We start from the raw sequence: 15,830 nt of genomic DNA, 5'->3' as shown, positions 1-15,830 counted from the left end.
ATCTTCTAGACCAATGGGAGCAGATCCGTTTGCCGATCCGTTGGCTTGTGGCCGCGATCGATACGTCTAGCAATACATCTCCTGTCGAGACTTCCGTTGATATCTCCATTGTGGCATTGGTGCTTGTGGCATTGGTGCTCGCTCTCCATCCCCCTAGGGTCGCGGTGTGCCGGTGGGGCTGGGATTGCTTTGGGCGGGCGCTGCATTAGGTTTACGTGGCTCCGTGGGCGACATCAGTTGAATTGAGTCAAAAAAAGCCTGCACTTGGGGAACCTTGAGTTTGCCGTCTTCGGCCGCCACAATGGCCCGATACCAAATTCCGTTGGCATAGAAAATTCGCACCCGGGCCGCGAAACCGCCCGATCGCGACAATTCCAGATCGCGCCCCTGAAAACCACTTTGTTGCAAGGGTTTTTCGGAAACCACCTTGGCGGAAATGCCCTTGGCGATGCTGTCGCGACTGGCATCCAGAGCCTTGGCCACATCCACCCCCGTGCCCGCCGGAACCGGAAAACGATTGTGAGCAAACAGATAAAACCGCTTGGCCGGTCGGTCTTGGTAGCGGAGCATAATCACTTCCGCCGGGCCCACTTCGGTGGGGACGCGGCTGGTTTCTTCCTGAGGCTTGGCGGGAAACGCCACGGAAAAGCCGGCCTGGGGCGATTGGTAGCGTGGCCAGGTTTTCAGTAATCCGGCGATCGTGTTGGGGGTGGCGGAAGGGCTGGGCAACAGGGCCGCCGGGGCCATATCCGGCAGTGTGATGCCTCCCGGTTGGGCAGCGGGCTGGGAGGTGGTGACTTGGTTGGTGCAGCCGATCGAGAGGCTACCCAGACCCAAACTTAGCAGGATCGGCCCGATCGGGCGAAACCAGTGAACGGACAACGGAAGAACGCGATCGAGCATGGAACGCCGACAGTGAAACAGCAAAAAGGCTTGGGCCCGAAACGCCCTCCATTATGCGTTGCTGATTGCCCTGCTGCTAATTGGATCGGTTTAGATCGGCTTAGATCGGTCTGATCGCCAACGAATTAGGGACTGCAAGGCTTCGTGATCACCGAATAAGCTCGATCGCCCTGGATTGGCTGGCTCTGGATTGGCTGGCCCATTTCGCCCATCCCGCAGCAGCACCACAAAGGAACCGGCCCCCAAGCCTTCCTGGGGAAACATCCGATAGCAGGGAAAAGCCCCGTGGGTCGATCGCCAAGACTCCAGGGCTGGGACGGGTTGCGGTTCCAGGTGGGGAAAGCGATCGAGCAGCCATTGGGTGGCCCCTTCGTTTTCCTCGATCGCGTAGGTGCAGGTCATGTAGGCCAGCCAGCCGCCGGGAGCCACCAGGGCCGCCGCGTTGGCCAAAATCCGTTTTTGGCGATTGGCATTTTTCCCGATCGTCAGGGGATGGAAACAGCCGGGATTTTTTTCCCCCTTCGCCAGCAGGGATTGGCCCGAGCAGGGCGCATCCACAATCACCAAATCCGCCCAGCCGGGAATCGCCTGGGCCAAGGTTTCCGGGTCGGCGCAGGTGGCGATCGCCGGGTCAAGGCCGCAGCGCTTCAGGTTACTGACCAACATGCCGATCCGTTTGCCGATCGCCTCATTGGCCACCAGCAGCGACGGTTGCAGCGCCCGCCAGGCAAAGACACTTTTGCCCCCCGGCGCGGCACAGAGATCCACCAGTCGATCGACCCGATCGGGAATCGCCAGCAGGGCCGAAGCCGCAAACACCGAGGAAAAATCCAAACAATAGAACGCCCCCGCCTCGTGCAGGGGATGCTTGCCGGGTCGCCGATTGGCCGGTTGGTCGGCGGTCAAATCGAGCCGATCGACCCAGGCCGGCTGCATCGCCAAGGGGGGCAGGGCCGCGAAGGGAAACGGATCGGGGCGATCAGCCAGCCACAACAAACAGGGCGCAAACCGCTGGGCTTGGCCAAGGCTCTGGACAAAGGCCGCGCGATCGGCCGCTTCCCCAAACAGGCGATCGGCCAGCTTCAGCAACAGACGCGACGGCCCCGTTGCGATCGCCTCCGTTGCCGCTGGTTTAGCCGATCGTTTCTTCGATTTGCCCATCTCCACTCGCCCCAAAGGTAAGTAGACAAGCGGCTTAAGCCCCTTGCCCCCCAGGATCACAGCCCGGATCAGCGCTCCAATGGTTCCTTAAACCGCCGCGCGATTCAGATCCAACACCGCTTGCAGGCGATCGAGCACCAGTTGTCGATCCAAATAGGACAGCAGCGGCCCCGCCTTCGGCCCCCGTTCCTTGTTCAAAAACGCCAGATAAATCGCCGAAAAGGCCACCGGCATTTTCAAATCCAGCTCCCGCGTTGTGGCAAACAGCGCCGTTTGTAAGGATTCGCCGTCCCAGCTTTCCACCGTTGCCAATGTCTTCAGCAAAGCTTCCACGTAGCCGACTTGTTCCGGCGAAAGTTGATTCGCCCGCTCCGGAATCGTATCCAGATAAAGCACCAACTTTTCTTCTTCGTCGGCGTAGTCATTCAGCCACTTTTGAGCAGCCGAAATCCGTTCGCGAGCAATTTGCCAATCGTAATCACTCAAAGGTTCAGCCGATCGCGCCGCCACTTCCTTTTCCACATCCAAATGGGGCACTTGCAACAGAGAAATTGCCGTGCTCAATTCAAAGGGTTGGTAGGGCTGAATTTCCCCATCCAACTGGGCATAAAACAGTGCCATCCAGTCTTCATTCAGTTCCGGCGGTTGGCCGCCATTGGCGATCGTTTCCCGGCGATATTTGTCGATCAAATTGTCGTAATCCCGGAACACGCGCGTAATACTTTCGTAGTTGGGCGCAAAGTTGATGGCCGTGCGGGGCGGCGTGCGCAACATCAAAAAGCGCAACAACTGCGGCGGCAATAGATCAGCAATTTCGCGGGCACTGGAGCCGATCCCCTTGGAAGAACTCATTTTCGTGCCATTGACCAAAATGAATTCATAGGGCGAGTGGAAGGGCGGTTGTTGACCCAAGACCTTGCGAGAAATAGCGTTGGCCACGTCGCGGGAGCCGCCTTTTTGGGAGTGGTCTTTCCCGGCTAGCTCGATCGTCACGCCCAGCAATTCCCACTTGGCCACCCACTCGACTTTCCAGGGCAGTTTGCCGTTGCCGTCGAAGGGCGAAACCCAACCGGAATGGCCACAGCCTTGGGTGTAGTCCGTGGCGTTGGGATCGCAGGTGTAGAACACCTTGCCATCTTGATAGTCGGTGACTTGGGTAGTGGCGATTTTGCCGCAATGTTCGCAAATTACCTGGAAGGGATACCAGTTGCTGGGGCGATCGGCCTTGCTAACTTCTTTGTAGGCTTCGCGCACCAAATGGGCGTTTTTCAAGAAGCGATCGATCGCAGGATTCAACTTGCCCGATCGATACAAATCCCGCAGGTAATAAATCTCGGGCCGCACACCCAAATACTCAAACACATCCAGAAATTCGCCCATGAAATATTTGGCGTAATCACTGGCGCGATCGCCCGGCGCGGTGTCATCGGGCGAGGGCACATTGCAGAGGGGCCAGCCCAAATAGCGCTCAAACTTTTCCCGATCCAAATAGCGCGGCACGGTGTCCAGCGCGTCGTAATCATCCACGCCGTAGATGAATTTCACGGGCTTGCCGGCCTGTTTCAGAGCGCGATAGATCGTGTCGTGAATCACGACTCCCCGCAAGGAGCCAACGTGAACACGCCCCGATGGCGTTTTGGAATCGTTAACGATCTGTGGACCCTGTGCGTCGGCGGCGATTTTATCTGCCCAGAAACTCATGGCGGTGGGGCGGTGATGACGAGGTAATGGTTACAGAAAAAGATGGGTGCAGAATGCCAAGGTTGCAAAATGCCTATTCATTTTAGGGACTTGGGGCCTTTTACGCGCGATCGCCCCGAAAGGATGCTGAAAAAGCTTTATCTAGAAATTGATCAGGTTGAACCAGTTAACCCCGCCCCTTCAATACCCCCAGTCCAAACCAGCCGATCGGCCATTGGCATAATGAGACCAATCGCAATCTTGAGGAAAAACCGATGGTTGCTCAAATTCCCCCCAGTGAGCCGGGAAAAGTTCAGCCCAAGCCGATCGAATATCCCGACAGTGACGGCCAGCCGATGGCAGACAACACAAAGCAATTTCACTGGATCCAAACTATTCAAAGCAACCTCGCCACTATTTTCAGTGACGATCCGCAGGTGTTTGTGGCCGGTGATTTGCTTTGGTATCCCCTGGAAGGCAGCAACACCATTCGCCAAGCGCCCGATGTGATGGTTGTCTTTGGGGTTCCCAAGGGCGATCGGGGTTCCTATATGCAGTGGCGTGAACACAACATCGCCCCTCAAGTGGTGTTTGAAATTTGGTCGCCGGGCAATCGCTTTGGGGAAATGCTGAAAAAGCAGATGTTCTATAACCGCTATGGCGTTGAGGAGTATTACATCTATGACCCCGATCGCAATGAATTGAACATTTTGACGCGGGGAGACAGGGGCGATCTGGAACCCGTTGAGAATCCCCAAAACTGGGTCAGTCCTCGGCTGGGCATTCGCTGCCAACTGGATGAGGAAACTCTCACCCTGTTGGGGCCCGATGGCCGGCCCTTTTCCACCTTGCTGGAAGAGCGGCAACGGGCCGATCGGGAACGGGAGCGGGCCGATCGGCTGGCGGCCCGGTTGCGGGAACTGGGTTTGGATCCCGACGCGATCGCTCCCTAGGTTCTTGAGCGATCAGCCCGAGTAACCACCATCAGCGATCGCAGCCATCGGGATTGTGGCCAATATCACCCCTACAGCATCACCCCTACAGCAGCCCAGAAACCTCGTAGAGCTGGCGCGTGCGGGACAAAATCTTATCGCCATAGTTCATATCCGCCTCCCAACGCCCACTCAGCAGCGCCACCGTGGGAGCCACGCCGCGCGGCACAAAGCTAAACCGAGGATCCACCACCGCATTCGCCAAGGGTTCCGTGCTGGCGTAGGCCTTGAGGTGTTGGATGTGGGCCCGCACGCCCAGCCGCGCACTGGCAAAGGAAGCCCCCTCGGGATTGCCCCCCAAGGCCCCCAGCCCCCCAAAGTTGTTTTGGCTGGATTTGGTGGGGCCCGGAAATTGCAGAAAGTCCGTTTCCACACACATTTGGGCAAAGGCTAGATCAAAATTGACCCCCTCGGTGATCGCCTCTTCGCGGTAAAGGCGCGGTAAATCGGGAAACTGGCTACCCGCATTGGGGTTAAAGGCCCTCAGAAAGGTCAGCATTTGGGCATCAACGGTGCTGCCCAGTCCCATAATTTGCCCCTTCAAGGTGTTGGAAACCAAGAGGTTGGTGCGGAGGGTGACGGCGCGAGTTTGGCTGTTCCAACCCACAGAGATGTTGTATTGCCGCAGGTCGATCGCCTTGAAGTAAACGATGTTTTGGTAGCGCACTCGGACGATTTGCGGGTTGGTGGCCACTTTGATGCCCAGGCGATCGGCCAGGTCGATCGGGATGTAGGAATTGCCATTGATCAGCACGCCCCGCTCGGGATAGCGCTGATTATTCACCTCGATTTGAATGCTGCTGTAGGGCTGGGCGGGGAATTCCAGCAAAATTTGTTGCAGGCCATCGCTGAGGCCGGTGGCAATGCCCCAACCTTGATTTTTGAGAATCGTGCGATCGGTCTCGTTGGTTAAAAAGCCCACTTCCACCAACAGCGAAGGAACCGTGAGTTGACGACAAAACAGCCGATTCCCCAACCCCGTGGCCGTGTCGGGCAATGCCCCCCGCGAAAGGAGTTGGGGAACCCGCGCCAGGGTCGATCGCAACAGAATTTCTGCCTGGGTTTGGCGCACCTGATTATTCGCAATGAAATAGACCGTCGTGCCTCGGGTGGCGGGGTTGCTGGAACCATCCAAGTGAATTTCCAAGGCCACATCCCCGGCGCGTCCTCGGGCATTGATCCAAGCAATCGTCTGTTGCAGGCTCAAGTCATCGGGAACCGTCAGCACTTCAATGCCCCGCCGTTGCAGGGTTTGGGCCGTGGCTTCCCGCAGCCAAATCATTTCCCGGGCTTCGGTGGTTCCTGCCGCCATAATGCCAGGATCCAAAACCCCGTTTTCATAGCCCCCATGGCCCGCTGAAAGGAGAACCCGCCCCATGAATTACTCTCGATCGAACTTCGACCAATGCTAGATCACCCGATTCCAAAAAATCACTAGGATGCGGTGCTGTTCAGAATCATCCCGAGGGCGATCGCGCGGCTGATTCGCGCAAGAGGTCTATGGGGTGACCGACTTGGGATTTGGGTTGCGATTTGGGTTGCGATTTGGGTTGGAATTTGGGATTGTCCACCCCGCGCTCGAAATTTGCCGTTTTGGAGCCGCAAGCAACGGAGCCGGCGGCCGTCCGGTACACTGCATAGATCCGTTGTCGGGTCGATCGCCCGGTTTGCTGATCATGGTTGAAGCTGCTGCATTTTCTGAGCACCCACATCCTGAAGAATTAGAGAATTTAGAAAGTTTAGAGAATTTAGAAAGTTTAGAAACCCTTGCAGAAGAAAACCTGGAAGCCTTAGAAGATTTGCCAGAGCCGGAGGAATTACCCGATCGGCCGGTGGCCCACGGCGATGACTTGCCCGATGATTTGGTGTCGGCCTTGGCGATGCCCTTGCGGGGAGCCAAATTGCCCTCCACATCCGCAACCACCCAGCAGCCGGCCGAACAGCCTTCAACTGCGCATGACCCGGCTGAATCGCCCACCGAAACCGGCTCGGAAACCGGCAGCGAAGTTCCTGTGGCCGAGTTGCCGCCCCTGTCGCCGGAAGCGGCCAAGCTGGCGCGAGAATTGCTGACGGGAGCCGATCGCCCCGTGGCGGATCTGACCGGGGAACGGGGGCCCCAAGTGCGCCTTTGGATTCCGGGCTGGGCTGAATTGACTGGATCTACTGGATCTATTGGATCTCTCGAATCTGCTGAATCTGCGGAGACAGAACCCGCGACGGGTCGGGAATCGCCGCCATCCCCAGCCGAATCCCAGCCAGAAGCGGCGGCTCCTGAGGCGAGCGAACCTATCCCGGCTGCCGAGATCAATCCTTCTGCCCAAACGCTCTCCGAGGCCAAACCCTCCGAGATTAAAACCAGCAACACCAAAGACAGCCAAGAAAGCAAAGAAAGCGCCGATCGAACCCAACCGGTGCGCCTGGTGCTGCCGCCGGACTTTGTGGCCGAACAGCCCGATCGGGGCTTGGCCTGGACCGATTTGTGGCAGCAATTGATGCATCGGCTGTATGGGGGGGAGCGGGGCTGGACACCCGACGGGCCCGTCACGCTGCAAGCGATCGATCGCACCTTGGAAGCCAGGCAACTGAAGGCGATCGCCGATGCCCTTCAGGAGGTGCAATTGCGGCTGACCCGGGTGGAAACCAACCATCCCGCCACCGCAGCCCTGGCGATCGAAATGGGCTATGCCCTTCAGTTCACACCGCCCGAACCCACCCAGGAACCGATTGCGGCCGATCCTGAACTCGACCTTGCGCCCGATTGTTTGTATTTGGACAAAACCTTGCGATCGGGGGTGGAAATTCGTTATCCGGGCACGGTGGTGATTCGCGGCGATGCCAACCCCGGCAGCGCGATCGTAGCCGGGGGCGACATCCTCGTCTGGGGGCGGCTCTGTGGCGTGGCCCACGCGGGCATTAATGGCAACGAAAACGCCATCATCATGGCCCTGAACCTGGCGACCAATCAGGTGCGCATTGCCAGCCGCACGGCCCGGGTTCCCGAGTCCAAGCTCGATGTGCCCTGTCCGGAAGTGGCTTACATTTCCGGAAAAGGGATCCGAATCTCACCGGCCGCCGACTTTGCCAAAAATGAAGTGCGATCGCGCCTGGGGGAATCACCCGCCTAAACGCTTGCCTCCGCCCCCGACAGATAGTCAAATCGCCCTTCGATCGCCATGCTAAATTGAGGTGTCTTTTCGGGTTCCGCCCGATCGCACCGCCCTTGGCCGTTCTGAATCCACCCTTCTCGATCGACCCTTCAGCCGTTGTCAACTATCAGGCAATCCCATGAGCCGCATCATCGTAATCACCTCCGGCAAAGGTGGCGTAGGCAAAACCACCTGCACCGCCAACTTGGGCATGGCCCTGGCGCAACTGGGGCGAAAAGTGGCGCTAGTGGATGCCGACTTTGGCCTGCGTAACCTAGACCTGTTGTTGGGTCTGGAAAATCGCGTGGTCTACACCGCCGTGGAATACCTGGCCGGTGAGTGCCGCCTGGAGCAGGCCCTCGTGCGCGACAAACGACAGCCCCGATTGGTGCTGATGCCCGCCGCCCAAAACCGCACCAAAGAATCGGTCACCCCCGACCAAATGAAAGCGTTGGTTTTGACCCTGGCCAAAAGTTTTGACTATGTGTTGGTGGACTGTCCAGCGGGCATTGAAATGGGCTTTCGCAACGCGATCGCCGCCGCCCGCGAAGCCATCATCGTCACCACTCCCGAAATTGCCGCCGTGCGCGATGCCGATCGGGTGGTGGGTCTGCTGGAGGCCGAGGGCATCAAAAACGTTCGGTTGGTGGTGAACCGGCTGCGGCCGCAAATGGTGCAAGCCAACGACATGATGTCCGTGGACGATGTGCGCGAAATTTTAGCGATTCCGTTGGTGGGAATTTTGCCCGACGATGAACGGGTGATCACCTCCACCAACCGAGGGGAACCGCTGGTGCTGTCGGAGCAAGTCTCCGTGCCCAAGATGGCGTTTAGTAACATTGCCCGCCGTCTGGAGGGTCAAAACGTGGAATTTTTAGATCTCACCGCCAGCCACGATTCCTTGCTGAAGCGGCTGAAGCGCTGGCTGAAGGGTAGCCCTCGCGGTTAGCCTGGATGGGCGAGCCGCTCCCGATCGGCCGCTGGAAGCTCCCTGACCGCTGGCTCAACCTTGGCCAAGCTGGTCTCATCCCTTGGGTGGTGTGTCTTGACTGCAAGGGCTGTTGCGATCGCCCGGGGCCCATGACCGGCACAAAACCAAGCAACCGGGCGGTTTTGGCTCCGTTGGCAACCAGCCCTCAACCCACAACTCGTTTTTTCCCTCAGATCGCCCTTCGATCCAGCGCGCTGCGTTATCTGCGTCATGTTAAGCGAACTTCTCGATAAACTTTTTGCCCGCGATCCCGACAGCCGCAGCGTGGTGAAACAGCGGTTGCAATTGCTGTTAGCCCATGACCGAACTGATCTTTCGCCGCAGTCGCTCGATCGAATGCGCCAAGAGATTTTGGATGTGATTTCTCGCTATGTGGAAATTGATAGCGAGGGATTGCAATTCATGCTGGAAAACGACCTTCGCACCACGGCGTTGATTGCCAATGTGCCCATTCGGCGGGTGCGCCCGGACAATGAACCCTCGGAGGAAGCGGCCGCAGCCATGGAAACCCCGATCGAGAGTGTGATCCCGGAAGCCCCTTCCGAAACGGACGAAATCATCGATTTGGAATCCTTGCCCCTTGATGGGCCCACGGAAATTACCCCCTAGCAAGGTGGATCAGTCAGTGTTGGGTAATGGCGATGCGGCAGACCCCCTGAAACCGCAGGAAGGCAGTCAGTTCCAATCGGGGGAGCCATTGGACAAGGGGGAAACAACGACCTTGGCAACGGTGCGATCGCGCTGGGTGCAGCGGCTGCGGCATGATCGCGCGATCGCCGTGATTCGATCGCACAACTGGCTTCAGGGGCTGGCCATGGCCCAGGCGGCCGCCGAAGGGGGCCTGCGACTCATTGAAATTACTTGGAACAGTGTTCGGCCGGCGGAATTGGTGGCCGAACTGCGCGATCGCTTGCCCCACTGTCAAATTGGGGCCGGCACGCTGCTGGATGCGGCCATGGTGCGGGAAGCGGTGGCAGCGGGGGCCCAATTTGGCTTTGCGCCCTTTGGCGACTCGGGGGCGATCGCAGCGGCGGTGGCGGCCGGCATCCCGATCGTGCCGGGAGCCTTGACCCCCACGGAAATTGCCCAGGCTTGGCGGGCCGGAGCCAGCAGCGTCAAGGTGTTTCCCATTTCGGCGGTCGGCGGAGCAGCCTACGTGCGATCGCTCGTGCCCGTGTTGCCCATGCCGCTGATTCCCACCGGGGGGGTCACTTTGGCCAATGCGGCGGAATTTTTGGCGGCCGGGGCGATCGCGATCGGCCTGTCGGGGGAACTGTTTCCAGCGGAAGCCGTGGCCGCTGGTCGTTGGGATCAAGTGCGCGATCGGGCCCGTCGCTTGGCTGAACAGGTGGCCCCCCACTGTCTTCCAGAGACAACCCCGCCGCTCGAAGATCTCCGCCCCTAGACCAACCGCCCGGCGACAGTCTGGCCAATTAACCGGATACAGCAGAAAATCAACTGGGAAACCGATCATCTTTCAAGCACTTCGTGGCCCCAATCATTGGCCCCACGAAAATTGCCCGGTTAAAATGCGAAACAATCTGCTCGATCGCTGTGCTGCGGACTTGGCAGATTTTTTTGCAGACTTGGCAGATTTTGCAAATTTTTTTAGGAACCTCCATGACAGGGCTGCTGGCAAAACTCGATGACACCCGCGATCGAGTGGTCGATCGTACCCGAGAACTCAGACAACGGCCGCCCCAGTGGTTACGTCGGCCCAAGTTTTTGATTGCGGGGGCACTGGTGACCTTTGCCGCCTCCTGGGCCGGGGCCCAATCCAGTGCCGCTCACTACTACTTCGATCAGTGGGAGCGGGCGCAACTGACCAAAACCCTGGCCGTTTTGAACCAACCCACGCCCGACCAACAACCCCGCTGGGCCGCTATCACCGATCAGCGCTGGAGCTTTTTGGAGCGATCGACCCGGGCCATGGCCCAAGCCGCCAGCACCGGCCTGGTGAACTTCAAAGAACTGCCCTTTAATCCCAAGGCATCGATGGCGATTCTGAAGCGGCTGGATAATGTTCGTTGGCTCCAAGTCGATATCGGCAACCAACGCTTAACCGCCTGGGAAGGAAATCGCCAAGTCCGCACGGATGCGGTTTCCACCGGCAAAGCCCGCACACCCACCCTGCCCGGCACTTGGACGATTTACACCAAGCTGCGATCAACCCGGATGCGTGGCCCTGGCTATGACGTGCCCAATGTGCCCTACACGATGTATTACGACGGGGGCTATGGCATCCATGGAGCCTACTGGCACAACAACTTCGGCACACCCATGAGCCACGGTTGCACCAATCTCCCGGTGTCCACCTCCCGCTGGTATTTCAACTGGGCAGAGGTGGGCACGCCCGTGGTGGCCCATCGCTAGGGCCGATCGGGGCTGGTTGGCCCTGGATCCCGCACCCACAGGGCCAAGCCACCACTGCGCCCCCGAGCCGCCAGCCCCGACTCACCGGCCCAGCAGAACGCAAAAAAGGGCAAATAGCCGACCGCCCGGCGGTTAAATGGCTCCTGGGTTAGGGCCTTTGTGGCCGGCCGCTCGCCCCGAACTGGGCCGCGATAAACCACCCGATCGCCAATCCCGATCGCCAGTTCCAAAAAATCAAAAGCCAGCAAATTCCGCTGACCCACCCACCGGGCCGGGCCCGAAAACTCCATAAAAATTGGCCCCACCTGCACTCGGTTCTTGATCCGGGCGATCGCCCCCGTGGCTTCGTTGGCCAAAAAGGTCAGATAGGCCGGGGCAAAAGCCGGAAAATAAAACCCCCGATCGCGCTGGGCCGACTTTTTGGGCGACACCACCCCCAAACGCCAGCGACCCACCAGCGACCCTTCCGAGAGCTGCACCCGATCGCGGCGGGTTTGGGTTTCCACGGTTTTCAGCGCGGTCACCACGGCAGCCGGCCGCGGACGCTCAGGCTCGGTCTGGGGATTTTGGATCGATCGCGCCGTCTGTTCCAGCAGTTGCGCAGCGGCCGGTTGCATTGCGATTTCGGTTGCCATGATGGGGGGTTGATCAACAGTAATTAATTTACTAACATTCGCTAACGTATGCCAATGTTTAGATATGGCATACATTCCTCTCAGAAAAGCGGTCGAATTTCTGGGATTGCATCCAAATACGCTAAGAAAGTACGCAGATGAAGGGAAGATCGAAACCATCCGCAACGAGGCGGGCCAGCGGCTTTATAACGTCGAGTCATATGGACGCAAGGCAACTCGATCTACCGTTGTTTGCTATTGCCGCGTCAGTTCACCCAAGCAACGGGACGATCTCGCTAGACAAGCCCAGTTCATGCGAGACCGCTATCCCGAAGCCGAAATCATCCAAGACATCGGATCGGGTCTCAATTTCAAGCGAAAAGGATTGCAATCCCTACTGGTCAGACTCATGCGCGGCGATCAGCTCCAAATTGTGGTTGCCTGTCGAGACCGACTCTGCCGATTCGGATTCGAGCTGTTCGAGTTCATGGTTCAACAAAACGGTGGCGAACTCGTGGTTCTCGACCAATCTGTTCACTGCCCAGAATCAGAACTCACAGCGGATCTGCTCGCCATCCTTCACCTCTTCTCTCGTCGAATGCCCGGACTCAGAAGCTACCGAAAGGCGATCCAGGAAGATCCGAATCTTCCTAAGCCCTGATCAGAAAGTGCTCCTGAAGCAATGGTTTGGCGTTTCGAGATACGTCTACAACGCCACGATCAAACATCTTCAGGAACCGGGAACCAAAGCCAACTGGATGGCGGTTGCACCCATCATCTTGGGTGCGCTTCCCGAATGGGCCAAGCCAGTTCCCTACCAGATCAAAAAGATTGCGGTTAAAGATGCTTGCACTGCCGTTCGAGAAGCTAAAAAGGGCTTCAAAAAAGATGGTCAGATTCGCAAGTGTCGTTTCCGTAGTCGCAAAGATCGACAACAAACGATCTATATCCCCAAATCAGCCATCAGTGAAAACGGTGTCTATTACACCATCTTGGGAAAAGCAGCCCTAAAAGAATCAATTCCTGATGGCTTCAGTGATGGTCGGTTGACACTTGCCTATGGTGAGTATTACCTGATCACCTCAACAGCAGTGCAACCCATTCAGTCCGAAAACCAAGGGCGAGTGGTTGCCTTAGATCCCGGTGTTCGCACATTCATGACCTTCTTTGCTGAGTCATCCTATGGATGGATTGGCAACGACTCGAACTTGCTGATTCAAAAGCTGTGCTTCAAGCTAGATCGCCTGGTTTCCAAAATCACCAAGGCTAAATCAGCCCAGAAGCGCCGCTTCAAGAAAGCCGCCGATCGCCTGCGTTCCAAAGTGCAACACCTGGTGAAAGAACTTCACCACAAAACCGCACGGTTCCTGACTGAAAACTTTGATGTGATCTTGTTGCCCAGCTTTGAATCCTCTCAAATGGTGAGCAAATCACGTCGCAAGATCAAGTCAAAAACCGTGCGGCAGATGTTGACCCTATCGCACTACCAGTTCAAGAAACATCTAGAGTGGAAAGCTTGGGAGTTGGGCAAGATTGCCTTGACCGACATCAATGAAGCCTACACCTCTAAAACCGTTTCGTGGACAGGTGAAATCATCAAGATTGGTGGCTCTCGGGTCATCAAGTCGAAAGTTGATGGACGGTCAATGAATCGGGATCTCAATGGTGCTCGTGGGATTTTCCTACGGGCATTGGTTGATACGCCTTGGTTGAGAGACCACCTCAACTTATGCATTTGTTAGCATCCGTTAGCAAAAAAGTATCGGCAGTCATAGTCAATAGCCATAGTCAATAATAGTTCTGCTCTTCGGGATTCCAACGGCTCCCGGCCACCCCTCCTCGATCGGCTATTCCTTCTCGATCCGCCATGCATGTCTCGCCATGAATATTTTGATTAGCAACGATGACGGGATTTTTGCCCTGGGCATTCGCGCCCTTGCCAATGCCTGCGCTGAAGCGGGTCACCAAGTGACGATCGTTTGTCCCGATCGGGAACGTTCCGCCACAGGGCACGGCCTGACGCTTCAGGATCCAATTCGCACGGAACTGGTTCCTAACCTGTTTCACCCCAGCGTCACCGCTTGGGCCTGCTCCGGAACGCCCGCCGATTGCGTCAAGCTGGCCCTGGGGGCCCTGCTCGATCGCAAGCCCGATGTAGTGCTGTCGGGCATTAACCACGGCCCCAACCTGGGAACCGATGTGCTCTACTCGGGAACTGTTTCGGCGGCCATGGAAGGCCTGCTGGAGGATATTCCCAGCTTTGCCTTCAGCCTGGCCAAGTTTGGTCATCTTGACTTCAGCGCCGCCGCCGAGTTTGCCGTGCAAGCGGTGGCCCAACTCATTGCCCAGCCGCCTGCCCGGCCAATGCTGCTGAATGTGAATATCCCAGCGCCCGACGGACCGATCGCGGGTGTGCAGCTCACCAAACTCGGCTTCCGGCGCTATCACGACCTATTTGAAAAGCGGGTGGATCCCCGTGGCCGCACCTACTATTGGCTGTCGGGAGAAGTGCTTGAAGAAATTGACCCGGAAACCATGCCCGGAGGCCAAACTTCGCCCCTGATCACCGATGTACAAGGAATTCGGCAAAACTACATCACCCTCACTCCCTTACATTTCAATTTGACCGATTGGGCGGAGATGACCCCCTGGCAACCTTGGATCGATCGACTGGCCGAGAGCTATGGGCCAGCCCCCAATCCCGCAGCCTAAGCCAATGTCAGTTCGGAATAGGGGAAGCAGCAGAAAGACGGGACTGGTTAAGCTGAGGTGTTAATCCAAACAAGCCTTAGCTCAACCCCGTCGTGCTCAGGTTAGAAGCTCTGTTCTGCAAAATCGACGACTTCTGCCAAGATTTTGAAACGTGATGGATGCGACGCTTGCTCAAGGATGGTTTCAAGCAACACCAGCGTGAGCACTCCATGAGTTTCGGTCTCAAGAACTGTTACCAGATTGAACACTCTCGTCACTGCAGTCCGGTCAATTGTTGTGTGTATCTGCCCAGTGAACTGATTGCCTACTGTCATCAACCCCAGAAACCGTCCCTCGATCGATTTGGCTGTGTTGGGAATTGAGCTACACAATTAACCCGAACTGACGTGTACTGAATTTGGCAAGGCAAAAGCCGTAGATTTTCCTTGAATTTGTGCGATCGCCCCCACCAATAACTCAGCCGTATGCGATGATCGCCACATCAGCTCATTTGCTCAAACAGACTTCGTTTTAGCAACAACTTATGCTCTTAAAAGTATTGCCAGCAAGTTGACTGAGAGCTTAGTAGGTCTAATTTCATCACCCAGAGTTAAATTTTTCTCGTCAGTGTCTTGAACCAGTTCAGTCACAAAGTCTAAAGTCTCTAGCTGAGCCTTTGTTCCGTCAGTATAGTCACGTAACAATTTCTGGACTGATTTGATGCCTTTCCAAGTGTTTAACTTTCTGAGCGTGTCTTTCACCGTTTTGCGATCGAGTCCATTGGGAAGGCTATCTAGCGTACTAATTCTCTGCTGAATTTTATTGAGCCGCTCTGAGGTGACGGTAACATTCTCATTCGGCTCCACCTGGCTGAGTTCCTTCGCTCTCAGGTTCTTTAAGGTAACTAATTGGGTATAGACTGTTTGAGCCATTGAACGGAGATAGCGAGCAGAGAAGACATCGCCCGCCTCCGGTGTTTTGAAGGCAGTTGAGAGAGCAATACCATAGGCATCCCGCTCAACCGTCTGATCATTCCAGAAAACTAGCTCTTGACGGTCTGGAATAGGTTCGCCATTGGGGCCAAAATACTCGATTGAGATGGCAGCTAACCCGATCGGCTCGTCTTTTTCGCCTGTTCGCCTGCCTAGAGCAATCGGATTTGCCTGAGAGCTGATTTATAAAGACAATATTAATCAGCCATCCCCGCTAATCGTTTCACCATCAAATGCATTAAGCAGCCGTAGATCATCCCTTCGCTCGTCTCCGAATACAACTCATA

General features: G+C 56.8%; 14 protein-coding genes and 2 pseudogenes. 10 read left to right on the top strand and 6 right to left on the bottom strand.

Going from position 1 to position 15,830, the window contains the following annotated elements; genetic code table 11:
* Positions 1–153 precede the first annotated feature (153 nt).
* From H6G52_RS16405 to lysS, 3 genes are all read right to left on the bottom strand, one after another.
* Positions 154–903 carry a hypothetical protein gene (locus H6G52_RS16405; RefSeq protein ID WP_190529697.1) on the bottom strand — a complete coding sequence of 250 codons (750 nt, stop codon included), beginning with the start codon at positions 901–903 and terminating at the stop codon, positions 154–156.
* 90 nt (positions 904–993) lie between these two features.
* Positions 994–2,064: an RsmB/NOP family class I SAM-dependent RNA methyltransferase gene (locus H6G52_RS16400; RefSeq protein ID WP_190529695.1), complete on the bottom strand. Its 1,071-nt coding sequence runs from the start codon at positions 2,062–2,064 to the stop codon at positions 994–996.
* Positions 2,065–2,151: 87 nt separating this feature from the next.
* Positions 2,152–3,765, bottom strand: coding sequence for a lysine--tRNA ligase (gene lysS, locus H6G52_RS16395; protein ID WP_190529694.1), 1,614 nt, complete (start codon positions 3,763–3,765; stop codon positions 2,152–2,154).
* Positions 3,766–4,019: 254 nt separating this feature from the next.
* Here lysS and H6G52_RS16390 point away from each other — a divergent pair, with 254 nt between their 5' ends.
* Positions 4,020–4,697 carry a Uma2 family endonuclease gene (locus H6G52_RS16390; RefSeq protein ID WP_190529692.1) on the top strand — a complete coding sequence of 226 codons (678 nt, stop codon included), beginning with the start codon at positions 4,020–4,022 and terminating at the stop codon, positions 4,695–4,697.
* Between the two features lie 85 nt (positions 4,698–4,782).
* Here the strand turns inward: H6G52_RS16390 and H6G52_RS16385 are convergent, their stop codons facing one another.
* Positions 4,783–6,114: an N-acetylmuramoyl-L-alanine amidase gene (locus H6G52_RS16385; RefSeq protein WP_190529690.1), complete on the bottom strand. Its 1,332-nt coding sequence runs from the start codon at positions 6,112–6,114 to the stop codon at positions 4,783–4,785.
* Between the two features lie 127 nt (positions 6,115–6,241).
* Between H6G52_RS16385 and H6G52_RS16380 the strand changes: the two genes are divergently transcribed.
* The 5 genes and pseudogenes from H6G52_RS16380 (at position 6,242) to H6G52_RS18395 (ending at position 11,246) form a co-directional block, all read left to right on the top strand.
* On the top strand, positions 6,242–7,861 hold the full coding sequence (locus H6G52_RS16380; RefSeq protein ID WP_190529688.1) for a septum site-determining protein MinC: 1,620 nt from the start codon (positions 6,242–6,244) through the stop codon (positions 7,859–7,861).
* Between the two features lie 160 nt (positions 7,862–8,021).
* Entirely contained in the window at positions 8,022–8,831 is an 810-nt protein-coding gene (gene minD, locus H6G52_RS16375) for a septum site-determining protein MinD (protein WP_099533566.1), read from the top strand.
* A gap of 252 nt (positions 8,832–9,083) precedes the next feature.
* Positions 9,084–9,341 (top strand): annotated as a pseudogene (gene minE / locus H6G52_RS19190) (cell division topological specificity factor MinE); the annotation flags it as partial.
* A 115-nt stretch (positions 9,342–9,456) separates the two neighbouring features.
* On the top strand, positions 9,457–10,278 hold the full coding sequence (locus tag H6G52_RS16365) for a bifunctional 4-hydroxy-2-oxoglutarate aldolase/2-dehydro-3-deoxy-phosphogluconate aldolase (protein ID WP_190529684.1): 822 nt from the start codon (positions 9,457–9,459) through the stop codon (positions 10,276–10,278).
* 524 nt (positions 10,279–10,802) lie between these two features.
* Positions 10,803–11,246, top strand: a complete 444-nt coding sequence (locus H6G52_RS18395; RefSeq protein WP_190529780.1) for a L,D-transpeptidase — start codon at positions 10,803–10,805, stop codon at positions 11,244–11,246.
* Here the strand turns inward: H6G52_RS18395 and H6G52_RS16355 are convergent.
* A complete protein-coding gene (locus H6G52_RS16355) occupies positions 11,243–11,881 on the bottom strand; it encodes a hypothetical protein (protein WP_190529682.1) in 639 nt (212 codons plus the stop codon). The genes H6G52_RS18395 and H6G52_RS16355 overlap by 4 nt on opposite strands.
* A gap of 64 nt (positions 11,882–11,945) precedes the next feature.
* On the opposite strand from H6G52_RS16355, the gene H6G52_RS16350 reads away from it, so the two are divergent.
* The 4 genes and pseudogenes from H6G52_RS16350 to H6G52_RS18645 form a co-directional block, all read left to right on the top strand.
* On the top strand, positions 11,946–12,521 hold the full coding sequence (locus tag H6G52_RS16350; RefSeq protein WP_190529680.1) for an IS607 family transposase: 576 nt from the start codon (positions 11,946–11,948) through the stop codon (positions 12,519–12,521).
* Positions 12,522–12,528: 7 nt separating this feature from the next.
* On the top strand, positions 12,529–13,602 hold the full coding sequence (locus H6G52_RS16345) for a transposase (protein WP_199312478.1): 1,074 nt from the start codon (positions 12,529–12,531) through the stop codon (positions 13,600–13,602).
* A 139-nt stretch (positions 13,603–13,741) separates the two neighbouring features.
* Positions 13,742–14,572, top strand: a complete 831-nt coding sequence (surE, locus tag H6G52_RS16340) for a 5'/3'-nucleotidase SurE (protein ID WP_099533571.1) — start codon at positions 13,742–13,744, stop codon at positions 14,570–14,572.
* A gap of 221 nt (positions 14,573–14,793) precedes the next feature.
* Positions 14,794–14,934, top strand: a pseudogene (locus H6G52_RS18645) (IS982 family transposase); the annotation flags it as partial.
* 159 nt (positions 14,935–15,093) lie between these two features.
* On the opposite strand, the gene H6G52_RS16335 reads toward H6G52_RS18645, so the two are convergent.
* Positions 15,094–15,483: a hypothetical protein gene (locus H6G52_RS16335; protein ID WP_190529678.1), complete on the bottom strand. Its 390-nt coding sequence runs from the start codon at positions 15,481–15,483 to the stop codon at positions 15,094–15,096.
* Positions 15,484–15,830: the final 347 nt, after the last annotated feature.

Origin of the sequence: Limnothrix sp. FACHB-881, assembly GCF_014698135.1 — a bacterium.
In the GTDB taxonomy this organism is placed as follows: Bacteria; Cyanobacteriota; Cyanobacteriia; order CACIAM-69d; family CACIAM-69d; genus CACIAM-69d.
This window is presented reverse-complemented; position numbering and strand designations above follow the sequence as displayed.